The sequence below is a fragment of the Halalkalibacter alkaliphilus genome, assembly GCF_023555415.1.
GTDB classification, from domain to species: domain Bacteria; phylum Bacillota; class Bacilli; order Bacillales; family Bacillaceae_D; genus Halalkalibacter; species Halalkalibacter alkaliphilus.
On record NZ_JAKRYL010000005.1, the window covers coordinates 1 to 23,748 of the forward strand.

The window sequence follows — 23,748 nt, forward strand, 5'->3', positions numbered from 1 at the left end:
ATCTCAAAAGGCGTACGGCGTGCGGAGCCATTGCCTTTCTTCCTCGAAAACCCTACTTTGACACTGTCACTTTTTTAAGTACTCAGATGCCTCTTATCTCCCTTCATTATCTTTCACCCACTCCCTACAAACATACAACCAAAAAGACGTGAGCACCTTACTCGCTCACGCCTAAACATCAAGTTGTCAGCTCTTTCTCCCTAACTAGCTGATCCATCCGTTCTTTATCCCGCTCCAAGATCGGTTTTAAGTACTTTCCTGTGTAAGAGCCTTCGACTGCTGCAACATCTTCTGGTGTACCTTGTGCGACGAGCTGTCCGCCTTTGTCGCCACCTTCAGGTCCTAAGTCAATAATGTGGTCGACCGTTTTTATCACATCTAAATTGTGCTCAATAACAAGGACAGTATCCCCATTATCCACGAGGCGTTGCAAAACTTTTAATAAGCGGTCAATGTCATCGACATGAAGGCCGGTTGTCGGCTCATCTAAAATATAAATCGTCCGGCCTGTGGCACGTTTATGAAGTTGAGAGGCTAGTTTCACACGCTGCGCTTCCCCACCAGATAATGTCGTTGCTGGTTGACCAAGCCGGATATAGCCTAGTCCTACGTCAACAAGAGTTTGAATCTTTCTATTGATCTTTGGAATGTTGGCGAAAAACTCTAATCCTTCTTCAACTGTCATTGCCAAAACATCAGCGATCGTTTTGCCTTTATACGTGATATCTAGCGTTTCACGGTTGTAGCGCTTGCCCTCACAAACTTCGCATGGAACATACACATCAGGTAAGAAATGCATTTCAATTTTAATAATTCCATCTCCACGGCATGCCTCACAGCGTCCGCCTTTTACATTGAAGCTAAAGCGTCCTTTTTTGTAGCCTCTCACTTTTGCTTCATTCGTAAGTGCAAATACATCTCGAATATCATCAAATAACCCCGTGTATGTAGCTGGATTTGACCGAGGCGTCCGTCCAATTGGAGATTGATCAATCTCAATCACTTTATCAATTTGATCTAGTCCAACGATCTCTTTATGTTTGCCAGGCTTCTCTTTTGCTCTGTGGAGTTTTTGTGCTAACGATTTATAAACAATTTCATTGATGAGTGTACTTTTCCCAGAGCCTGATACTCCCGTTACCGCCATAAAAACGCCCAGCGGGAAGGTTACAGAAACATTTTTTAAATTGTTTTCGCTCGCTTTTTTCACACTAAATGAACGTCCATCTGATTGTCTTCTTTCATTTGGAACTGGGATGAATTTTTTTCCCGATAAGTACTGACCTGTTAATGAATTGTCATCCTTCATAATTTCTTCTGGTGTGCCCTGTGCGGTAATTTGCCCGCCATGAACACCTGCGCCTGGACCGATATCAATAATATAGTCAGCTGCAAGCATTGTATCTTCATCGTGCTCAACGACAATTAATGTATTTCCTAAATTACGCATATGTTCTAGCGTTTCAATTAAGCGGTCATTGTCGCGTTGATGCAATCCAATCGATGGTTCATCTAAAATGTAGAGAACGCCCATTAACGAAGAACCGATTTGTGTGGCAAGACGAATTCGCTGAGCTTCTCCCCCGGATAATGTACCTGCCGAGCGGCTCAATGACAAATAGTCCAAACCTACGTTTATTAAAAACCCTAAACGATCATTGATTTCTTTTAAAATTAAGCGTGCGATCGCCATATCCTTTTCTGATAACTCAAGTTGTTCAAAATACACCTTCGCATCCTTAACAGAAAGGGAAGCGATTTGCCCTAAATGCTGACCGCCGATAAAGACAGCAAGCGCTTCTTTTTTCAGACGGTATCCTTTACAAGTCGGACAATGCTTATGCGTCATATATGCTTCCATTTGCTCACGAATATAATCTGAGCTTGTTTCTTTGTAGCGGCGGGCGACATTGTTGACGACCCCTTCAAATAGGACGAGGTTTTCGCGAATTTGGCCGAACTCATTTTCATAGCGGAAATAGATTCGCTCTTTCCCACTCCCGTATAAAACTTTATCAAACAGAGCTTCGGAAATTTGTTCAACAGGTATATCCATATCAATTTGATAATGTTCGCACACCGCTTCCAAAAGCTGCGGATAATACTGTGAGCTCGTTGGCTCCCATGCCGCAATGGCATGCTCCTTTAGTGATTTGGCACGATCTGGAACGAGTAGATCTATATCAACTTCAAGCTTTGACCCTAAGCCATCACATGAGGGACATGCTCCAAATGGACTGTTAAATGAAAACATTCGCGGCTCAAGCTCTGGAATCGAAAAGCCACACTCAGGACAAGCGTGATGCTGACTAAACAGCAGTTCCTCTTCGCCAATGACATCAACAAGCACACGTCCATCCACTAACGCAAGTGCTGACTCAAGAGAGTCCGCCAAGCGCGTCTCGATTCCTTCTTTAATGACAATTCGGTCGATAACGACTTCAATGCTATGTTTTTTGTTTTTATCGAGCTCAATTTCTTCCGCGATTTCACGCATTTCTCCGTCAACACGAACGCGAACATAACCTTGCTTTTTCATGTCTTCTAGTACTTTTACATGCGTCCCTTTACGACCTGAAACAAGCGGGGCAAGGATTTGCATTTTCGTCCGCTCAGGATATTCAACGAGACGATCAACCATTTGCTGAATCGTTTGGGACTCAATTTCGATTCCATGCTTCGGACAAACCGGTTTCCCAATTCGAGCATACAACAAACGCAAGTAATCAAAAATTTCCGTTACGGTACCGACCGTAGAACGAGGGTTTCGGCTTGTCGTTTTTTGGTCGATAGAAATGGCAGGTGATAAGCCTTCAATGGCATCGACATCTGGTTTATCCATTTGTCCTAGAAACTGGCGAGCATATGCAGAGAGTGACTCGACATAACGCCTCTGTCCTTCCGCATAAATCGTATCAAACGCAAGCGACGATTTCCCAGAACCCGACAAGCCTGTTAACACAACGAGCTTGTCACGTGGAATGGTTACGTCGATGTTCTTTAAATTATGGGAGCGCGCTCCTTTTACTACAATATTCTCTAATGCCACCGTTTCCTCACCCTTCCGCTTTTAATTCAAGAACGAGGTCACGAAGTTCAGCTGCACGCTCGAAGTTCAATTCTCGCGCGGCCTCCTTCATTTCCTTTTCCATTCGTTCGATCATCGCTTGTCTTTCTTTCTTATTCAGCTTCTGTGCTGGTGCAGCTGTATAGTTTTCTTTACCATCGTCTTCCGCAACCAATGTTGCTTGAATGACGTCTGGAATTTTCTTTTGAATCGTCTTTGGTGTAATGCCATGCTTTTCATTATGTTCTTCTTGGATCGAGCGACGACGTTTTGTTTCTTCTAATGCTACGTTCATTGATTTTGTTATTTTGTCTGCATACATGATGACATGCCCATTTGCATTTCGTGCAGCACGACCAATCGTTTGAATCAGAGAACGATCGGAACGTAAAAATCCTTCTTTATCGGCATCTAAAATGGCGACAAGCGATACTTCCGGAATGTCGAGACCTTCACGCAGCAGGTTAATTCCAACGAGTACATCAAACGTTCCCATCCGGAGCTGTCGAATAATCTCGATCCTCTCTAACGTTTTGATTTCCGAATGCAAATAGCGCACACGAATGCCTATTTCTTTTAAATAATCGGTTAAGTCCTCGGACATTTTTTTCGTCAACGTTGTGACAAGCACTCGTTCATTGCGTTCGACACGAGCGTGAATTTCTCCGATTAAATCATCAATCTGTCCTTCAATTGGACGAACATCAATCGTCGGATCAAGCAAGCCGGTAGGACGAATGATTTGCTCAACCATTTTCGGTGTATGTTCAAGTTCATAAGGCCCAGGCGTTGCTGATACGTATACAGCTTGATGGACCTTTTTCTCAAACTCTTCAAACCGAAGAGGACGGTTATCAAGCGCTGATGGCAAGCGGAAGCCGTGATTAACAAGGACCTCTTTTCGAGCACGGTCCCCATTGTACATTCCTCTTACTTGAGGAACCGTCACATGCGACTCATCCATAATAAGCAAAAAATCCTCTGGGAAGAAGTCAATAAGCGTATATGGCGTTGCCCCGGCTTCACGAAGCGTTAGATGGCGTGAATAGTTCTCAATGCCTGAGCAAAACCCCATCTCTGCCATCATCTCTATATCATAGCGCGTCCGTTGCTCTAGGCGCTGCGCCTCCAGCAGCTTCCCTTCTTCATGCAGCTCTTTTAACCGTTCCTCGAGCTCAACCTCAATGTTCGCGATTGCTTTTTTCAATTTTTCTTCGCGTGTAACGAAGTGGGATGCTGGGAAGATCGCAATATGATTTCTCTCCCCTTTTATTTCTCCTGTAAGGGCATCAACTTCTGTCATCCGATCAATTTCATCACCAAAAAACTCAACACGAATACACTGCTCATCACGTGAAGCTGGAAAAATCTCAACAACATCGCCTCGCACACGGAATGTTCCACGCGTAAAATTAACATCATTGCGATCGTACTGAATGTCAACTAGCTTACGAAGCAACTCATTTCGATCCATCTCCATCCCAACTCTGAGGGATACAACGAGTTCCCGGTATTCTTCTGGTGACCCTAAGCCGTAAATACAAGAGACACTGGCAATAATAATGACATCGTTACGCTCAAATAACGCACTCGTTGCAGAGTGACGAAGCTTATCAATTTCGTCATTAATGCTTGCATCCTTTTCAATAAAAGTATCCGAACTTGGCACATACGCTTCCGGCTGGTAGTAATCATAGTAGCTGACAAAGTATTCAACGGCGTTGTCAGGAAAAAATTCCTTAAACTCACTATAGAGCTGACCGGCAAGAGTTTTGTTATGAGCCATGATTAACGTAGGCTTGTTCACCTCTTTAATTACGTTCGACATCGTGAACGTTTTTCCCGTTCCTGTTGCCCCCAACAATGTTTGATGCTTCTCTCCTTTTTTCAAACCTTCCACAATCTTTTTGATCGCTTCAGGCTGGTCCCCTTGCGGTTGATAGGCTGATACCAACTCAAACGTCTCACTCAAACCGACTACCTCCCAACGAACTGTTCATAAGTAGAAGTATTATACCATAGACTACCAGTTACAAAGCAAATAATACGAACGTCTGTTTTACTATTTTTTATAAAAAACCTCAAAGATCAACGTAGATCTCTGAGGTTTCTAGTTTACTATTTATTTTCCTTCTAAAATCTCGTGTGTTCTTTTGTAGTTCTTATGGTTCACAGCTGTTCTTGAATAAGGAAAATCTGCTTCTCTTCCTTTTACAGGGAACTCCAAAAACTCTGCCGCGACACTATTGTTATACACAGCAATTACTTTCATTTCCAGGCCATCATAAATGATTTTTTCATTTAGCACGGCTGCATTTTCATTTATTTTCTCTTCCTTTTCAAAAGCCATAAACAAATTCCTCTTTTCCACTTAGTATTGTATCTTTTTAAGTATCCTTTTTAGTTTAAAATGACTATTCTACATGATCAAGTTATTTTTTACAGATTACTAGTTTTTCCATTTTGAGCACACTTTACGTAATATTCCCGAAAAAAAGAGAAAAGGCGGTGTCCCAAGACACCACCTTCTCTATTACATTCCTTGTTTGTGCGTTAATCTTTTTTTTGCAACGATTAAGCCCACAATAAATGAGATTATGGCCAGCACCCCAACAAACCATGATTGCTGATGAATTTGTAAAACAAATAAGACAATCATCCAAGTCACGATACAAGCACCTAGTATACTAAACGTAACTCTTGTGACAACAATCATTAAAAGAAACGGGATGACGAGGGCAAGGACTAAGTCCAACATCCGTCTGTTCAAGCTCCTTTTGCTCTTGCTAATTTTTCTTTTTTAAAATTCGACCTATACGATCGAATCTTGCAAATCGGCATCATCTTTTACTAATAATACACCAAGCTGGTGATGTTCCCCATCATAAAGAGCTCCTTTGGCAAATCGTACTTCTCCTTCATGGTTTAGAACATCTACTTTAGCAAAAGCTGAATTGATTTGAAGTGCTTCATAAAAGCTTGTTTGATCAAATACTTCTTGACCGTTAATTCTAACAATCGTTTCCCCGACGACAATATTCATTTTCTCAGCAGGGCTCCCTGGCAGAACGCCAAGAACGATACAGCCTTTTGTCTGGCTTGAGAAAAATGCAGGTAGCTTATCATCTTGTTTTTTCGCATAATAGAAAAGCAGCTCACGGCTTACGATAGCTAGTCCACCTAACAGAACTGCTAAAACAGGAACGAAATAACTTCCGACAGCCAGCAGGGCAAAGCCAACCCCTAAACCAATGACGCGAAGCCCCATCGCCCGAATCTGAATCTGAGGCAGTGTTCCTCTTACTCGCTGCTGAAAACCTATTAAAAACGGCACAAGCACAGGTTGTAACCCTACATCAGCAACCGTTAAGACAGGCCAAAACGAGAAAGCAGGAATAATGCCTTCTGGTATAAAGAGGACAATTGGGACCATCCAAAGTCTTTTGGCCAAATGTATGCCAACCCATTTACCACGTTTGCTTCGTTCAAGCAATGGTGACGTGTATACATGTCCATTCATACGAATCAAAAATCCTTCCGCCAACGCCATGATCGCTAAGATGGATGCAGGGACGAAGATAGGAATTTGCGATAAGATGTCATACAAAGGCGTAAACGTTTCAACCTTACTTAACAACGGATCAAAAGCGTATAAAAGCAAGACCGCACCGAGTACAAACGTCGGCGAGATCCAACGAAGCTGTGTTGTCAGCGCAAAGATAATATAAATAATTGCAAGCACCGCAACAAATGGCAGTGTAATCGTCAGCCCTAACGCAATCGTGACGATTGATACACATACACCTAACAAAACCGCTGATAAAAATGGAATTGTAATATCAGCCATTCGCCCATACACTCTCGTATGAAACGAGAGTCGTTCTTTTTTTACGCGATGTCCAGAAAATAAATACACAGCAAACAGACCTATATACAATAGGGGGTTAATTAAAAAATAGACTAAAAGGATTCCAATACTTTGTAAAATGTCATTTAGCATAGTTGTATCTCCTTCAACTATTCTTCCTTTTAACGTATCACATTTATGCAAAAAGGTACATCCTTCTTTGCGCGAAGGATGTACCTTTTTCATTCGACATTTATCGTTAAAATCCTTTTTTACTCATTCGTTTGTTCAAGTAGCAACTCAATCGCTCTTTGCAGCTGTTGGTCATTTTCTTTTTCACGAACAATTTCAACCGTACGTTGCTGAATCATCGATGCTGTCTCTTCATCAATTTTCCCAGTAGGATCTAAGTCATTGGAACGTTGGAAGGCAATGACGGCAATTTCCGTCTGTTCACTAAAATAGCCGTCTGTTCTACCGGGTTCATGTCCAAGACCTTTTAACATGACTTGAGCGTTTTTAATTTGCTCACTCATCATATCAAGACGCAACTCGCCTTCTTCTCCAATCGAAATGGGTGCTGTGTAGAAGTAATCTGGCTGCTTGACTTCAACGGTCGGCTTCACACCTTCTCCATTAATATCATTCCCAGCTGATGTTAACCATCTAAACAACGATAGTTTTAACTCACTACCATCACCTAACTGAATCGTTTGTTGAACCGTGCCTTTTCCAAACGTTTGCTCTCCAACAACATCATACCCTCCGCCTTCAATTAAAGCAGCTGATAATATTTCTGATGCCGATGCAGAAGCACGGTCGGTCAATCCGATAATTGGGTATGGCTTTCGCTCATCTAAATTGGACATATAACGAATTTTTTCACCTTCACGATTTTCAATTTGAACTATTGGTGTTCCACCAGGAATAATAAGCTTCCCAATGTCCTCTACCGCATTCAAGTAACCACCAGGGTTTCCACGCACATCGATAAGCAATCCATCGATTCCTTGGTCTTCAAGCGCTTCTAGCTTCTCTTTAAAACGATCAGCTGTATCTTCGGAGAATGACGTAATTTCAAGCAAACCTAACGACTTCCCGTCACGCTCAATGACATCAGAACGGACCGTTTCAATCGGAATCAAGCCACGCTCGACTGGAATTTCAAACAGTTCACTTTGCCCAGCTCTTTCAATCGTTAACTTAACGATGGTCCCTTTTTCGCCGCGAATTTGCAGGACGGCTTCGTACAATGACAGACCTTCAATTGATTCTCCGTCAATTTCAATGATTTTATCATTTGGCTGAAGTCCAGCCCTCTCTGCTGGTGACTCACGGAAAGGAGCAACAATGGTTACTTTCCCGTCTGTCATACTGACTTCTGCCCCAATTCCTTCAAAATGCGATCCAAGTGACTCAACAAATTGAGTTGCCGTTTCTTGGTCCATATAAACGGAATAAGGGTCATCTAATGTCCGGAGCATCCCCTCAATCGCTCCTTCATATAACTCTTGCTCACTTATTTCATCGACATACTGTTCATGAATAATTCCTAAAGCTTTTTGGAACTTATCTAAAAGCCCCTTTTCCGTCAGTTCGGATTCTGCTTGTCCTCCATTTTCTGATACATCTGATGCAGCGGTATCCGTTTCAACACTAGGCTGCCCTGTCTGGAAATAAAAACCAAATGCACCTAATACTAATACGGCTGCTACGATCATAAGAATCTGTCTTTTGTTCATATCCTTATCAACTCCCACTATATCTACAACTTCAATTATCGCAGCCAACCCAATCCTGTTTTTCGATCATAGAAAGGAGAAGGCAAAAATCTTAACGCTCTTCTTATCATGAAACGGAGTATTATTCTAGAGGGCATTGAAAAGGTTGATTTGTACCTTTTCAGTGCCCTCTAACAATGAGCGAAACCGTTGCAATTTTTAAATGCTTGCTATGAGTGGGTTTCTCATAGCAGGCGCGCAACGTGTGTAGCCATTGCGGCTTCCTTGATTCACTTTCAAGAGGTTTTTCAGTGAACTCTGATTTGTCCCTTTTTCAGTGTCTTCATTCTAACCTATGCTTTTTTTACTATATTATGTTTTCGTATTCCCTTCATTTTAGTCAAAGATCGTAAATAAGTCAAAGCACACTAAAGACGAAAACCGTCGCCACGAAAGGGATGTTTATAATGTGTAAAAATAAGGAGATTTATGGAAAATAAGTGAAAAGTTCATACTACTAAAAAAAATGATGTATCCAAATTGAATACACCTTTTGATCCTATTTATCTTTATAAAACTTGAAACTATTTCTCGTTTCTTTTGCTTCATATAATGCATGATCGGCATTTCGTATTAGAGTCTTCGAACTCAGTCCATCTCCAGGATACATAGCGATTCCAATACTTGATGTCATAACCAGAGTGTTCTCTTGAATAAAATACGGTTGTTGAAGCGACTTGAAAATCCTTTTAGCAATGGAACTGATTTCCTTCTTCTTACCTTCCGTTCTTTTTAACAGAATAAGGAATTCGTCCCCTCCTATTCGACAAGCGATGTCACTATCTCGGATGTTTTCCTCTAATCTTTTTGCAAATTGCTTTAAAATTTCATCACCGACATCATGACCTAACTGGTCATTAACGTTTTTAAACTTGTCCATATCAAGGTACATAACGGCCAGTGCGCCTTCATATCGCTTTGCCTCTTCAAGAGATTGATCAATCAACTCATTGAACATTCGTCTATTTACAAGGCCAGTAAGTGGATCGTGAAAAGCAAGGTATTCAAGCTGTTCTTCATATTGCTTTCGTTCCGTCGTATCTCGTAAAACAGATTGAATTGCTGGTTGACCATTATACTCAGCAGACACAGACGTCACTTCAGCCATAGTAGATTTGCCATCTAACCTTCTAAAATGCAAATCTGCACTTTCTGTCGTTTCCTCGTCATTGTCATTTTCTATAAGCCAGGAAATTCTCTCCTCTATCTTTTGGATGGAGTCAGGTTGTATCAGCTCCCAGATCGACTTTCCTAAAAGATCATTTTCATGCTGCCCCCCGAAAAAGGCAACACCCGATGGATTGATATAGACGATTCTGTCATTACTATGAACCACAATAGGTTCTGGGGATAATTCAACTAACTTGCGGTAGCGCTTTTCACTTCGTATTAGCTTTTGTTGTACTTTTTGTGCATCGGTTATATCTCGGTATGTTCCTATGAGACTAATCTCTTCATTATGAACCGGTCGATACGAAGCAAGCACATCGATTGCCTTTCCGTCTTTTCGCTTCTTCCTTGTTGAAACATTTACTACGTCTTCCCCTTTTGCTAACAACTCTAAGTACGATTTCTCGTGCTCAGTCTCTGGATCCAAAAAGAGTGCTGGCACTGATTGACTCTTGATCTCATCAATACTCCAGCCAAACATAGATTCAAACGCCGGATTGGCGTTTTGGATGACTCCTTCTTTAGAAATTGTATATATGGCTTCAGAAGTATTGTCCCAAATTAGCTGAAGCTCTTCTCTTATCTCTTTCATTTCCCGTTTCGTACGCTTCTCTTTTGTAATATCTTTGGCAATCCCATACACACCAACAACTTCTCCATCAACGGTCATAGGAATATTTTGTATTTTCAAGTCGAGTAGATATCCACGTTTATGCCGAACTTGAATTTCATAACTAATTGATTTTCCTTGGAGCACTTCTTCATAATAAGCCAATACCTCTTGTTGATTTTCACTTTCCAAAAATTCAATAAAGTGACGATGAAGGAATTCCCCTTTTCGATAGCCAATCATTTTTTTTACTACCGCATTCGCTTCACTAAAGTACCCGTCTACATCCATTACAAACACAGCGTCTTCATTTTCATAAAAAAGAGAATTGAAACGTTGTTCGCTTTCCTTTATGCGTTTGTTCGCTGCGAGCATCTCTCTTTCCCTTGTTTTTCGATCTGTAATATCTCTGCTAATTGCGAGGATATAGCGGCACTCACCCTCCTGTAGAAAAATTGGCGTCAGCGAGGTCTCACCAAACTGATTTTCACCATTTACAACAAATTTTTCTTCAAATACGAATGGTTTTTTCGTTTGAAATACTTGCGTATACTTCGGTTTGATAAAAGACACAGCAGCTTCAGGTCTTGATTCCTCTAACGTTTTCCCGATTACTTCGTCTCCAATGCCGAGAAGCTCATAGGCTTTCTTATTAATTGCAACATAGCGAAACGTATCGTTATGGACTTCCATGAGGACAACCATCTCATGAAGGGTGTCAAAGATATCTTTAACTATTTTGAACATACTTCCTATATCTTTTGAAAGAAGATCATTAATAAATTGGAACATTTTTTCGTCTCTCCTTCCCCATCATACAGGGGGAATTAACTTCTTAATAATAATTAACTCATCTATAGTTAAACATTTGATAGTAAGATTTAATTAGCTGTTGCATGTATTAGTATGGAAAAACAACTCATTGAGCAATCTATCAAGCTCCGTACTCAATTCAATCGTATAATGATGGTTTAATCCAAATTCCAAACCAGCCAACACCATACTTTGTCTGACTACTTCTACTTCTTCTTCTAAATTCTCATATATAACTAACTGATTCATAGTTGCTACAACTCCTAGAAAATGACATTATTTGTCTTGCTAAGATTATTATCTGTAAAAAGTCTTTTAACGTATATCACCGCACACTCTTATTTTTCAGTGACTTAGAGACAATTATTATCAATCATTAGGAAAGTATTCCTAGCTAAGATTTCTTTAGCAACACACATCCCATACTATTGTTGCTGTCTCCTATACTAAATATAAGTCTAAAGGACTAATTTTATAACTTGAACCCTGAACCATTTAAATTTGGCCTATTCTTAAACCAGTCGTTAATCGAATATAAAAAGCCCCAAATCAGAGAGAATTGAAAAAGTGATCTTTCCATCTTCAATTCCCTCTCAAATCGGGGCTATTTTTAAAACCGAAGAGGGTGACTCAATGTCACCCTCTTCATGTTTCAATATTTAATTACCGTGGAATATAACGTAATGGGTCAACCGCATTTGACTTCGCACCATTCCAACCACCTTCATGTACTTCAAAGTGAAGGTGTGGTCCAAATGATTGTCCAGTATTTCCCATCATTCCTAAACGTTGTCCTTTCGACACACGCTGTCCGTTTGATACTTCACGGTTTTCTAAATGCGCATATAATGTAGTTACAAGTTGTCCATTTACTTGGTGTGCAATAATTACAGTATTTCCATAACTAGATGAATAGTAAGAACGTACGACTGTTCCATCTTGCACAGCTACAACTGGCACATCACCAGTACGACCGTTTTTACCAATATCAATCCCGTAATGCATACGTCCGCCAAATGTCGCACGCGGGCCAAATTGAGACGTAATCGTTCCTGTTGCCGGACGCATAAAACCAGAGTTCGTTACAGGTGGTGCACTATGCACTTGTGATGATCCATTAGATGAACTTCCACTTGAACTAGAACTGCTTGAACTAGAACCACTTCGTGATGCTTGAGCTTGTGCCTGAGCCTCTGCTTCAGCTTTCTTACGTCTTTCCTCAGCTGCTTCAAACTCCGCTAACTCTTGCTTAAGCGCTCGTTCTTGCGCACGCAAAATTCCCGCTTCATCTTCTAATGCGCCTAGGTCTGCGTGAAGCTCGCCTTCTTTTTGTTCAAGCTGTTTCATGACTCTATCTTTTTGCTGGCGTTGTGCCTCTAACTCTGCCATTAATGTTTCTAACTGTTCTAAATGCCCTTCTAATTTCTCAAGTTGAATCTCAACTTGTTCTTTTGCTTCCTCTAATGCATAATGGTCAGCAATATGAGCATCTAGGATATTACGGTCTTGCTGGGCAATAACAGTTAATGCACTGACACGGTCTAAGAAATCACTGAAGCTTTGTGCACCAAGAATGACTTCTATGTAATTAATTTGTCCGCCTGATTGATACATCGAACGCGCACGCTCTTTTAACAATTCATCACGTTCAGCGATCCGCTCTTCTAAAATAGCAATTTCCTCTTGTAATTCTTCGATCGTCTCACGTACTTCCTCAATTTCAGCACGTTTCTCGCGTACTTTTTGATTCGTTTCCGCTACTTCGTGATCAATCTTTTCAATTTCATCTGTTAGCTCTTTCATTTCCGATGCAAGCTTATCTAATTCTGCCTGTGTCTTTTGAGCTTGATCACGATTTTCTGCTTGTTCTTGTTCAACGTCAGAAATTTTGTTACGTAGTTCTGAGTTTGCTGACGCTGTTTCGTTAAATGGTCCCCATCCAAAAGAACCAACAGTTAATAGAACAGCAACAGCTATAAGTCCTACTTTCCTTTTCATCCAGTCGCTCCCCCTTAATTATCTACAATCATGAAACGGTCTGAAACCCAGTGAGACAATTGCCTCACTGGTTCACCGTTTTATTTACACTTTTAAAAACTTACGAACGGACATCATGCTTCCCCATACACCGATAAAGGCACCAATCACTACTAACAAGCCTGCAATTTGCCACACATATGGAAATGGAGGTACGAGTGAGAAGAAGAGAATTTCAATTCTTGCTCCGTAGTTCGTTACTAAATACGAGTAGCCGAATACGGTAATTAAGATTGGAATCAATGATCCGAGCACCCCTAGAAGCATTCCTTCGACAAAAAATGGCCAGCGAATGAATCCATTTGTTGCTCCTACGAGTTTCATAATTTGAATCTCTCGTTTTCTCGCTACAATTGTTAGTTTAATAGTATTGGCGATCAAAAACATGGCCGTAAACATCATACCGACGACGAGAATGAGTCCAACCATTCTCACAAAATCCGTTACAGCGAATAAACGTTCAATAAAATCTTTTCCATAATTAACACGCTCAACATGCGCAAGCGGTTCAATTGTACTTGCAACCTGCTCGGTTAACTGCGGGTTAATCGCGCGCACAACAAACGCATCATTAAGCGGATTTTCTTCACGAATCGATTCAAACACTTCTCCACTTTCGTCTAAACTATCGATTAACTGGTTTAGTCCTTCTTCCTTACCAACAAACGTAATGCTATCTATATTTGGAAGCTGCTCCATTTCTTCAAGCAGTTCTTGCTGCTGTTCTTCTGATGCAGTTAATTCAACATACACTTTAATTTCAACATCATCTTCAATCGTTGAAGCAACATTGTTGACGTTCATAATTAACAAAAGAAAGACTCCGACAACAAGCAGCATTACTGCCACTGCACTAATCGAAGCAAATGTCATCCAGCCATTACGACCTAAATTTTTTGTCCCTTCGCGAACATGCCGTCCAAGGGTTCTAAGCTTCATAACCGTAGCTCCCCCTCGCTTCATCTCGGACAACTCGTCCATTTTCAATAGCAATCACTCGTTTTTTAATTGTGTTAACAATGTCTTTGTTATGTGTTGCCATGATTACAGTTGTTCCTCGATGATTAATGTCATCTAAGATGTCCATAATTTCCCAAGCTGTATCCGGGTCTAAGTTTCCTGTCGGCTCATCAGCAATTAGTACTTCAGGACTGTTCACAACCGCTCTTGCAATCGCAACTCGCTGTTGCTCTCCCCCTGAAAGTTCATTCGGCAATGATCTTGCCTTGGTTTTTAAATTTACAATATCCAATACATCCATCACTTTTCGTTTAATGACGTTTGGATTTTCTTCTATTACTTCAAGTGCAAAAGCCACATTTTCAAAGACTGTGAGAGTCGGAAGCAATTTAAAATCTTGGAACACAACCCCCATCTTTCGTCTCATTTTCGGAATGGCTTTTTCCTTTAATTTTGCCAAATTTGTTTTATCTATAAAAATGTCACCTTTTGTCGGTTTTTCTTCGCGGTACATTAACTTAATAAATGTCGATTTCCCTGCCCCACTAGGTCCGACAACGTAAACAAACTCACCTTTGTCAATTGAGATTGAAATCCCATTAATTGCCTTAACGTTATTGGGATAGGCCTTCCAAACATCCTTCATTTCTATCACTAATTAATCACACCCCTGCGTTTTCATTTTGCTAACACCAAGACACAGGATACTAGCTTGTCCGACAAACCCATGTGTTGAAATTCCAAAAAATTTCGCGTCATTTGTCGTAATCTACATCATTATAACACCTAAAAAATAAAAAGGGTTGGTCTTTTATGTTACAATTTCATTTCACTTTGTGTAAACATATTGTCATTTCCACTAAAAAAACCCATTCTTCTAGGAGAATGGGTTCATGTTTCTTACTGCGCAGAAATCCATTGCGCTAAATTTTCCGCTTCTTCAGATGGAATGTTAATAGCCGGCATCGTGTTCTGGCCATTAATAATAACATCATAAATATGCTCCGGATCGTGCTCTTCTCCAGCTAATCTCGGTCCACCGCCACCTTCAAGGTTTCCACCATGACAAGCAAGGCAGTTTGCTTCATACGAAGCACGTGCCGCAGTAGCATCATATTCACCAGCTGCTTCATCAGCAGCCTCTTCTGCTACTGGATCTTCAGCTGGAGCTTCTTCTGCAGGAGCTGCTTCGTCTCCTCCACCACAGGCAGAAAGAGCAACTACAACACCTAATGCTAGCAATAGCTTTTTCATAAAAAGTACCTCCTTTCACTATGTAGCTTTCTGGAGTTTCCTCCAATGGAATTATATACCTAGTTTAATCGCTAGGCTCGTTTAAAGCCTTCCCCAAGAACCTCGGTTGCATTCGTCACAATGACAAATGCTTTAGGATCAACGGTTTTCACAACTTGTTTCAATTTTGTGACCTCGGTTTGGTTCACAACACACATTAACACATCGCGCTCTTCATCGGTATATCCACCGTAGCCGCTTAATTTCGTTACACCACGATCAACATCTCTTAAAAGACTTTGCCGAACCTCTTCTTGGTGATTCGAAATAATTAGTGCAACCTTGGCATAGCCGACTCCAACCTGAACCATATCCACTGTTTTCCCAGTTACATATAAACTAATAAGTGCATATAAAGCCAATTCAATCCCAAATGTAAAAGCTGAGGTAATCACAATTAAACCATCAATAATAAAAACAGCTGACCCTAATGTTAAACCAGTATATTTTTGAATAATTTGAGCAGCTAGGTCCGTTCCTCCTGTACTTGCTCTAGCTCGGAAAACGAGACCAATTCCGATCCCGACACCAATTCCTCCAAATAACGCGCCTAGCAACGCATCTTCAAAACCAACCGACCAATCTCTCGTCAAATAAACAACGAGCGGCAAAAACAGTGTTCCAACTAATGTTTTGATCCCGTATTTAAGCCCGCCAAGAAGCAGTATTCCTAAAATAAATAACGGGATGTTCAAAGCCCACTGCGTAAAGGCCGGTTCAATCCCTACCATATGAGCGACAATCGTACTGATCCCACTCACACCACCTGACGCTATTTTATTTGGAAGCAAAAAGAGGTTAAACGCAATTGCCACAATCGCAGCACCGACAAGAATATATGTATAATCGGTTACTAATTGCACAGTTGTACTCGGCGGCTCCTGCCCTCTTTTCGGTCGCATCATCATACATGTTCACTCCTTCATTCCTTAGAATAACCAAATAATCCTTGCGTAGTATAGCACCAGGTGCCAAATATGTAAACGAGACCCCACTAATGCTGTAGTGGGGTAAAGCGGGGTCTGACCCCGCTTTGGCGCGGTAAAGAGAAACAGAGGGGTCTGACCCCAATACACCACAAAAAAACCGAGCGCAAAATCCTCCTCGATTTTGCGCTCGGTTTGGTTCTTCATTATTTAGCTAAGCTATTCATCGAAATAGCTCTTATTTCCCTAAAGACTGACGTAAGTACGCGTCAATAAACCCGTCTAAATCTCCATCCATAACTGCATTCGTGTTGCCGATCTCATGTCCTGTACGATGGTCTTTGACCATGCTGTATGGATGGAATACATATGAGCGGATTTGGCTTCCCCAGCCAATTTCCTTTTGCTCGCCGCGAATTTCTGCAAGCTCAGCCTGCTGCTCTTCAATTTTCAATTGATATAGCTTCGCATTCATCATTTTCATTGCACGCTCACGATTTTTAATTTGGGACCGCTCGGTTTGGCACGTAACGACCGTATTCGTCGGCAAGTGGGTAATACGAACAGCGGAGTCTGTCGTATTAATGTGCTGACCACCCGCTCCACTCGCACGGTACGTATCAATCTTTAAATCCTCTGGGGAGATATCAATCTCAACACTGTCATCTAATTCAGGCATAATTTCACAAGACACGAACGACGTATGACGGCGTCCTGAGGAGTCAAACGGAGAAATCCGCACTAAACGGTGAACACCTTTTTCCGCCTTCAAATAACCGTACGCATTATGGCCTTTAATTAATAGCGTTACACTCTTGACACCTGCTTCGTCACCAGGCAGGTAATCCATGGTCTCAACTTTGAAATCTTTGCGCTCCGCCCAGCGCGTATACATTCGTAAAAGCATCGATGCCCAGTCCTGTGACTCGGTTCCACCAGCTCCTGGATGAAGCTCTAAAATCGCATTATTTTTATCGTATGGCTCACTTAATAATAGCTGAAGCTCAAAGTCATTCATCGCTTGCGATAACGACTTGACTCCCTCTTCCAACTCTTGCTGCAAATCAGCATCTGGCTCTTCTTTCACTAAATCATACGAAACTTCTAAGTCCTCAAATTGTCCGTTCAAGTCAAGAAATGTGTTTACTTGCTCTTTTAACGCATTCGCTTCATTAATGACGACTTGTGCTGCCTCTTGGTCGTTCCAGAAGTCTGGATCGGTCATTTTCTCGTCTAGTTCCGCGATACGCTCTTGCTTCTCATCGAGGTCAAAGAGACCCCCTAAATTCAATTAATCGTTTGGCCACCTGGGCTAGCTCTTGCTTCACTTCTACTAATTCCATATATTCTTCACCTCATAGCGAAGTGCAAAGTCTTAAGACTCTGCACCTACGCTTCTTTCTTTTTTATCTGCCGCAGCAGGCTTTGTATTTTTTCCCGCTTCCACACGTACAAGGGTCATTCCGACCAACCGTTGCGCCTTTGCGGATTGGTTTTTTCTTTTTCGGTTCTTCTTTATCGCTTTGTTGCATTGCTTTTCCTTGAGCGACTTCTTCACGCTGCAAGTTTTGCTGAACTTGCGCTTTCATGATGTACATTGCCACTTCTTCTTCAATGGAATCTACCATTGCCTCAAACATTTCGAAGCCTTCAAAGCGGTACTCACGAAGTGGGTCATTTTGACCGTATGCACGTAAATGAATCCCTTGGCGAAGCTGATCCATTTGATCGATATGGTTCATCCACTTACGGTCAACCGTACGCAGCATAATAACCTTCTCGAACTCACGCATATGTTCTGGTGTGAACTGCTCTTCTTTTTCATTGTAATTGGCCGTTACTTTTTCAACGATCAACTCGATCATTTCTTCAGGCTCTTTCCCTTTTAACTCTTTTTCCGTTAAATCATCTTCTTGTAAAAGGTTTGCCTTCATATAATTAACGATCGCAGAAAGATCCCAATCCTCATGAACTTCACTCTCAGGCGTGTGAAGCTTAACCGTACGCTCGATCACAGACTTGATCATTTTTTCAACGATTTCACGAAGATTCTCTGATTCAAGTACTTCCATACGCTGCTTATAAATGATCTCACGTTGCTCACGCATGACGTCATCATATTGAAGAATTTGCTTACGAGCGTCGAAGTTGTTGCCTTCCACTCGCTTCTGCGCCGTCTCTACCGCACGAGAAACGAGCTTACTCTCGATTGGTTGATCTTCTTCCATACCAAGTCGTTCCATCATGTTTCTCATGTTATCGGAACCGAAGCGGCGCATCAATTCATCTTCCATCGATAAGTAGAACTGAGTTGAACCTGGGTCCCCTTGACGACCAGAACGACCACGAAGCTGGTTATCAATCCGGCGAGATTCATGACGCTCGGTACCAAGAACGTGTAAGCCGCCAAGTTCAAGCACACCTGGTCCTAGCTTAATGTCCGTACCACGACCGGCCATATTCGTTGCGATCGTTACCGCACCTTGTTGCCCAGCATTTTCAATGATTTCCGCCTCTTTTTCATGGTTTTTCGCATTCAACACATGATGAGGAACTTTGCGCTTTGTTAACATTTTTGAAACAAGCTCTGATGTTTCAACACTTACCGTACCAACAAGAACAGGCTGTCCCTTTTTGTACAGTTCTTCAATTTCATTGACAACTGCACGGAATTTGGCTTCCATCGTTTTAAAAATTAAGTCTGGTTTATCATCACGCGCAATCGGTTTATTCGTTGGAATGACCATGACGTCCATACCGTAAATGTTGCGGAACTCTTCCTCTTCCGTTTTCGCTGTCCCTGTCATCCCAGCTAACTTTTGATACTTACGGAAATAGTTTTGGAATGTAATCGAAGCAAGTGTCATGCTTTCTTTTTGAATCTGCATGCCTTCCTTCGCTTCAATAGCTTGGTGCAAGCCATCACTATAACGACGACCTTTCATTAAACGACCAGTAAATTGGTCAACGATCACTACTTCACCGTCTTCAACGACATAGTCTGTATCACGATGCATCACAACATGTGCTTTTAATGACTGATTCAAGTGGTGGTTTAATTGAACATGCTTAGAATCGTACAAGTTGTCGATGCCAAACGCACGCTCTGCTTTGTTCACACCATCTTCTGTCAGCTGCACATTTTTTGTTTTTTCATCGAATGTATAATCCTCTTCCTTTTTCAGAATGCGGATAAATGAGTTTGCTTGTTGATAAAGCTGAGTGGAACGCTCAACAGAACCAGAAATAATTAATGGCGTACGCGCTTCATCGACTAAGATAGAATCGACCTCATCGACGAGGGCAAAGTTAAGAGGACGCTGTACCATTTGCTCTTTATATAACACCATGTTGTCACGTAAGTAATCAAACCCTAGTTCATTGTTTGTACTGTAGGTGACGTCAGCTAAGTACGCTTCACGCTTTTCATCCTTTGAAAGATCGTTCGCATTAAGTCCAACGGTTAGTCCAAGAAACTCAAACAACTCTCCCATGATTTCACAGTCACGACGAGCAAGGTATTCGTTGACCGTAACGACATGAACGCCTTTTTCCGTTAATGCGTTAAGGTAAACCGCGATCGTCCCGACAAGCGTTTTCCCTTCCCCTGTTTTCATTTCAGCAATGTTTCCTTGGTGAAGTGCGATCGCACCAAGCAGTTGAACAGGATATGGAGTCATCTTTAAGACCCGCGTTGACGCTTCACGAACAACCGCAAATGCCTCAACTAAAAGATCATCCAGCGTTTCCCCTTTTTGATAACGCTCTTTAAATTCACTTGTTTTATTACGAAGTCCATCATCAGATAGCTTCTTCATATCTGATGCTAACGCTTCAATTTGGTCAACGAGCTTCTCATTTTTTTTCAATTGTCGTTGACTCGGATCACCGATCACTTTCTTCAATAAACCTAACATCAAATTCGCCCTCTCTTTTTTCAGCTCGTCCAATCCCAATACGAGCATGACGCATTTTCACTAAGTTTAATTTTATCAGGTAAAACATGGTCTTACAAGGGACACCCTTACGACATGGATTCGAAAAGAATGTAGAAAAAGTTCATTTTTTGAAAAGTCATAAGTCGCTCTCTCCGCACTTGCCGCATACAGTACTCATGAGGAGGGATTTTATGCGAATTTTAAACTGGGGAGTAGACTCCGCTGCTGCCGTAACCGAAGACTTGTATCAATGTGTTATAGATAATTTCGGCCGACCTGACTTCTGGGGTCGTTACTTATCAACGATTCCTGCCGTCAGTGAAGGACTAACTCCAGAAGAATATCGATTCATTCAAAATCAAGGAATGAAGCTTATGCCTATTTATAATAATTTCCGCGAAGCAGTTGGAGCTCGTGCTGGGTCCGTTGCTGCAAGAAACTCGATTTTTAAAGCAAGGCAACTAGGAATCCCAGAAGGTACATTTATCTTCGCCAATGTCGAGCGTTTTTTTGATGTCGATGCTGATTGGATTATTGCTTGGGTTGAAGCATTTTACAGAAGTCCTTATCGTCCAGGTATTTATGCTGATCCGGATGAAGGTCCATTTAACGAAGCGTATTGCCAAGCAACAGCGATGAGCAACCTCGTTCGCGAGCAAGCAGTTATTTGGAGTGCGGAACCGGAGCCTGGGACGACAACAAAACGAAATGCCCCGCGCCAATTTACACCAAGCAGACCTGACTGCGAAGCAAACGTGTGGGCGTGGCAATACGGCCGCGACGCTGATGAATGCCCAATTGATACTGTCTTAATGGAAAATCGCCTATACCGGGAGCTAGCCTAAAAGAAGAAAAGCCGCGCATGCGGTTTTTTCCTCTTTTAGGCTATGCGCGATTCCATGCCTTGTTTAAGCCCTTTGCTGAGTGGTCTTCTCAAAAGGGGAGTGATGCTTGAAGCCACTGCTCTTCTTTCAATCAGCTTGCAAGCTTTTTCGAAAAAGCTCTTCAAAAGGACCCGCTTTGCTGTTTTTGACGGATCCTCATTCCGCTATTCCCTTTTAAACCCTTGTTTTACGTAAGGTTTTGGATCCTCGTTCCGTTATTCCACTGTTTCGACCTACATTTCCAGTGATTTTATGACTTTAAAGGAACCAGGATCCACTTTACTTCTTGTAGCACCGTTTTTCTCTCTTTTAGCGGAATCAGGATCCGCGATAATTTATGAACAGCTATTTTGTATGTTAAAAACACCAAAATACCAATTCACATTCAAGAAAAGTAAAAAGACGAAAATCTGTGTGATTTCCGTCTTCATTCGTTTTAATGTTATTTGGAGTTTTCTCCCGCTGTTCAAACCAATTAAGCTAAGATGCACTCCCTATTAATTATTTGATTTACGCTTCTGGCTCAATTAGACCGTATTTGCCATCTCGACGCTTGTAAACAACATTCGTTGATCCGTTCACAGCATCTGAAAAGACAAAGAAGTTATGGCCAAGCATGTCCATTTGTAAAATTGCTTCTTCAGCGTCCATAGGCTTTAAGTTAAAACGTTTCTTACGGACAACTTCTAACTCATCCGTTATTGGAGCCTCTTGTTCAAGTGGTTCTAAATCATTTTTAAACATATATTTCAAGCTTCCCTCTTGGCGAAACTTGCGATTTACTTTTGTTTTATGCTTACGAATTTGACGCTCTAATTTCTCTACAATACCATCTATAGCTGCATACATGTCCGTATGGACTTCTTCTCCCCTAAGTAAGAGCTGCGGCATTGGAATCGTGACCTCAATGATATGCTGATTGTTCAATACCTGCATACGAACATTGACATCTGCTATGGGAGTAGTATCAAAATAACGCTCCAGTTTATTGACCTTCTTTTGTACATAGTCACGTAAAGCTGGCGTTACTTCCAGGTTTTCACCACGGATATTATAGTTCATAAAATAACTCCTCCTTTTCTATGTACTTATTTCTATTTACCCCATTGAAAGTCCTGCTTAAACACAAAAAAAATAAAATTTGTGTCGCTTTTGTTACAATGGTGTCGGTTGTATATTATGAGGAATTCCTTTGTTTCAGTACTGTTTCGTCTCTTTTTTTCCAATTTTATGGAGGTGACTTAACTTGTTGCTTATTTTTTTCATTTCTCACATTAACAGTGCGAACAATGGCGGTGGCTCCTCTCGCCGTGCGCCTTTTAAGAAAATCGCTCAAAAGGCTTAAAACATAACGGCGGTTCCGCTTACCTGTTTAATTGAGAGAAAGTAAAGCCTACCTTTCACATTAACAGAGCGAACACTTGGCGGTGGCTTCTCTCGCCGTGCGCCTTTTGAGAAGTGCGTTCAAAAGGCTTAAAACATAACGGCGGTTCCGCTTACCTGTTTAATTGAGAGAAAGTAAAGCCTACCTTTCACATTAACAGTGCGAACACTTGGCGGTGGCTCCTCTCGCCGTGCGCCTTTTGAGAAGTGCGCTCAAAAGGCTTAAAACATAACGGCGGTTCCGCTTACCGCTTAGTTGTATAGAAAAAAGGTGAAAAGCGACCTTTTTTCTATACAACTAAAAGCCTATCTCAGAAAAACTGAGATAGGCTGTATGGTTTTAGCTATGATTCATTTCCTACCCAGGAATGTGAATTAAAGCTTAACTACGTTCGCAGCTTGTGGACCACGAGCACCTTCAACGATTTCAAATTCTACGTCTTGACCTTCGTCTAAAGACTTGAATCCTTCAGAGTTGATAGCTGAGAAGTGTACGAATACATCGTCCCCATCTTCGCGCTCAATAAATCCAAAACCTTTTTCTGCGTTAAACCATTTTACTTTACCTTGCATGCTTTCACATTCCCTTCGTAACTAAAATACTGTGGTGATTTTTTCCACACGTTAAATATAACAGCGCTCTCACGCCTTTGTCAAACGCTTGAAACGTCTGACAACTCGGCAAAAGTCAACATTTAGAGGTTACTTTTGTCGAAAAATGTAATCGCTTACCTACAGTTACCTTTCCCTAACTAAGTTGCCCACAAATGTTTGCTAGAAATAAACTGAACGAAATAATTCAGATTTATTTCAGTTACTATGTATGATTTCCTAACGAGTTTTATTGTATTCGTACTTTTTTCACAGTAAAATAAAAACATATTTAAACAAATACTTACAAAGTACTACATAATTTCCAAAAATATTAGATAATCCTTCCTGCTAAATCGCGGCCACTAGACCTGCAGATTCTCCTAGCACGTGCCCATTTTAGCTTATGATGTACACTGACTCAAGTATGAGGGAGTGTACATTTTTT

General features: G+C 41.4%; 18 protein-coding genes. 1 reads left to right on the forward strand and 17 read right to left on the reverse strand.

The window, feature by feature from the left end; all coding sequences use genetic code 11:
• Window positions 1-178: 178 nt before the first annotated feature.
• From uvrA to secA, 15 genes are all read right to left on the reverse strand, one after another.
• Entirely contained in the window at window positions 179-3,049 is a 2,871-nt protein-coding gene (gene uvrA / locus MF646_RS05985; RefSeq protein ID WP_250095591.1) for an excinuclease ABC subunit UvrA, read from the reverse strand.
• A gap of 7 nt (window positions 3,050-3,056) precedes the next feature.
• Window positions 3,057-5,039, reverse strand: a complete 1,983-nt coding sequence (gene uvrB / locus MF646_RS05990) for an excinuclease ABC subunit UvrB (protein WP_250095592.1) — start codon at window positions 5,037-5,039, stop codon at window positions 3,057-3,059.
• A 150-nt stretch (window positions 5,040-5,189) separates the two neighbouring features.
• Window positions 5,190-5,417 (reverse strand): DUF2187 family protein, encoded by a 228-nt coding sequence (locus tag MF646_RS05995; protein ID WP_250095593.1) that lies wholly within the window; start codon window positions 5,415-5,417, stop codon window positions 5,190-5,192.
• Window positions 5,418-5,600: 183 nt separating this feature from the next.
• Complete coding sequence (locus tag MF646_RS06000; RefSeq protein WP_250095594.1) at window positions 5,601-5,825, reverse strand: DUF2198 family protein; 225 nt, start codon at window positions 5,823-5,825, stop codon at window positions 5,601-5,603.
• Between the two features lie 54 nt (window positions 5,826-5,879).
• Window positions 5,880-7,067, reverse strand: a complete 1,188-nt coding sequence (locus MF646_RS06005; protein WP_250095595.1) for a PDZ domain-containing protein — start codon at window positions 7,065-7,067, stop codon at window positions 5,880-5,882.
• A gap of 119 nt (window positions 7,068-7,186) precedes the next feature.
• Window positions 7,187-8,656, reverse strand: a complete 1,470-nt coding sequence (locus tag MF646_RS06010; RefSeq protein WP_250095596.1) for a S41 family peptidase — start codon at window positions 8,654-8,656, stop codon at window positions 7,187-7,189.
• 538 nt (window positions 8,657-9,194) lie between these two features.
• Entirely contained in the window at window positions 9,195-11,267 is a 2,073-nt protein-coding gene (locus MF646_RS06015; protein ID WP_250095597.1) for a PAS domain S-box protein, read from the reverse strand.
• A 93-nt stretch (window positions 11,268-11,360) separates the two neighbouring features.
• Window positions 11,361-11,537: an aspartyl-phosphate phosphatase Spo0E family protein gene (locus MF646_RS06020; protein WP_250095598.1), complete on the reverse strand. Its 177-nt coding sequence runs from the start codon at window positions 11,535-11,537 to the stop codon at window positions 11,361-11,363.
• Window positions 11,538-11,951: 414 nt separating this feature from the next.
• Window positions 11,952-13,286: a murein hydrolase activator EnvC family protein gene (locus tag MF646_RS06025; protein ID WP_250095599.1), complete on the reverse strand. Its 1,335-nt coding sequence runs from the start codon at window positions 13,284-13,286 to the stop codon at window positions 11,952-11,954.
• A gap of 84 nt (window positions 13,287-13,370) precedes the next feature.
• Window positions 13,371-14,264: a permease-like cell division protein FtsX gene (ftsX, locus tag MF646_RS06030; RefSeq protein WP_250095600.1), complete on the reverse strand. Its 894-nt coding sequence runs from the start codon at window positions 14,262-14,264 to the stop codon at window positions 13,371-13,373.
• Window positions 14,254-14,940 carry a cell division ATP-binding protein FtsE gene (gene ftsE / locus MF646_RS06035; protein ID WP_250095601.1) on the reverse strand — a complete coding sequence of 229 codons (687 nt, stop codon included), beginning with the start codon at window positions 14,938-14,940 and terminating at the stop codon, window positions 14,254-14,256. Before ftsE ends, ftsX begins: the two co-directional genes overlap by 11 nt.
• Before the next feature lie 245 nt (window positions 14,941-15,185).
• Window positions 15,186-15,539, reverse strand: coding sequence for a c-type cytochrome (locus MF646_RS06040; RefSeq protein ID WP_250095602.1), 354 nt, complete (start codon window positions 15,537-15,539; stop codon window positions 15,186-15,188).
• A gap of 71 nt (window positions 15,540-15,610) precedes the next feature.
• On the reverse strand, window positions 15,611-16,480 hold the full coding sequence (locus MF646_RS06045; protein WP_250095780.1) for a YitT family protein: 870 nt from the start codon (window positions 16,478-16,480) through the stop codon (window positions 15,611-15,613).
• 262 nt (window positions 16,481-16,742) lie between these two features.
• Window positions 16,743-17,847 (reverse strand): peptide chain release factor 2 gene (prfB, locus tag MF646_RS06050; protein WP_250095603.1). Its coding sequence is split into 2 segments (ribosomal slippage): window positions 16,743-17,774 and window positions 17,776-17,847, totalling 1,104 coding nucleotides; the frame shifts between segments, so codons are not numbered across the junction.
• Between the two features lie 63 nt (window positions 17,848-17,910).
• Window positions 17,911-20,421, reverse strand: coding sequence for a preprotein translocase subunit SecA (secA, locus tag MF646_RS06055; RefSeq protein ID WP_250095604.1), 2,511 nt, complete (start codon window positions 20,419-20,421; stop codon window positions 17,911-17,913).
• A gap of 212 nt (window positions 20,422-20,633) precedes the next feature.
• Here secA and MF646_RS06060 point away from each other — a divergent pair, with 212 nt between their 5' ends.
• Complete coding sequence (locus tag MF646_RS06060) at window positions 20,634-21,287, forward strand: glycoside hydrolase domain-containing protein (protein ID WP_250095605.1); 654 nt, start codon at window positions 20,634-20,636, stop codon at window positions 21,285-21,287.
• A gap of 549 nt (window positions 21,288-21,836) precedes the next feature.
• Here the strand turns inward: MF646_RS06060 and hpf are convergent.
• Both hpf and MF646_RS06070 read right to left on the reverse strand, forming a co-directional pair.
• Window positions 21,837-22,388 (reverse strand): ribosome hibernation-promoting factor, HPF/YfiA family, encoded by a 552-nt coding sequence (hpf, locus tag MF646_RS06065; protein WP_250095606.1) that lies wholly within the window; start codon window positions 22,386-22,388, stop codon window positions 21,837-21,839.
• A 696-nt stretch (window positions 22,389-23,084) separates the two neighbouring features.
• Window positions 23,085-23,282, reverse strand: a complete 198-nt coding sequence (locus MF646_RS06070; RefSeq protein ID WP_012960443.1) for a cold shock domain-containing protein — start codon at window positions 23,280-23,282, stop codon at window positions 23,085-23,087.
• Window positions 23,283-23,748 lie beyond the last annotated feature (466 nt).

Coding starts and splice junctions, on each gene's coding strand:
- hpf (WP_250095606.1), bottom strand. CDS start 22,388: ATGAACTATAATATCCGTGGTGAAAACCTGGAAGTAACGCCAGCTTTA.
- MF646_RS06020 (WP_250095598.1), bottom strand. CDS start 11,537: ATGAATCAGTTAGTTATATATGAGAATTTAGAAGAAGAAGTAGAAGTA.
- MF646_RS06005 (WP_250095595.1), bottom strand. CDS start 7,067: ATGCTAAATGACATTTTACAAAGTATTGGAATCCTTTTAGTCTATTTT.
- MF646_RS06060 (WP_250095605.1), top strand. CDS start 20,634: ATGCGAATTTTAAACTGGGGAGTAGACTCCGCTGCTGCCGTAACCGAA.
- MF646_RS06070 (WP_012960443.1), bottom strand. CDS start 23,282: ATGCAAGGTAAAGTAAAATGGTTTAACGCAGAAAAAGGTTTTGGATTT.
- MF646_RS06015 (WP_250095597.1), bottom strand. CDS start 11,267: ATGTTCCAATTTATTAATGATCTTCTTTCAAAAGATATAGGAAGTATG.
- ftsX (WP_250095600.1), bottom strand. CDS start 14,264: ATGAAGCTTAGAACCCTTGGACGGCATGTTCGCGAAGGGACAAAAAAT.
- MF646_RS06010 (WP_250095596.1), bottom strand. CDS start 8,656: ATGAACAAAAGACAGATTCTTATGATCGTAGCAGCCGTATTAGTATTA.
- MF646_RS06000 (WP_250095594.1), bottom strand. CDS start 5,825: ATGTTGGACTTAGTCCTTGCCCTCGTCATCCCGTTTCTTTTAATGATT.
- MF646_RS06040 (WP_250095602.1), bottom strand. CDS start 15,539: ATGAAAAAGCTATTGCTAGCATTAGGTGTTGTAGTTGCTCTTTCTGCC.
- MF646_RS05995 (WP_250095593.1), bottom strand. CDS start 5,417: ATGGCTTTTGAAAAGGAAGAGAAAATAAATGAAAATGCAGCCGTGCTA.
- secA (WP_250095604.1), bottom strand. CDS start 20,421: ATGTTAGGTTTATTGAAGAAAGTGATCGGTGATCCGAGTCAACGACAA.
- MF646_RS06045 (WP_250095780.1), bottom strand. CDS start 16,480: ATGCGACCGAAAAGAGGGCAGGAGCCGCCGAGTACAACTGTGCAATTA.
- MF646_RS06025 (WP_250095599.1), bottom strand. CDS start 13,286: ATGAAAAGGAAAGTAGGACTTATAGCTGTTGCTGTTCTATTAACTGTT.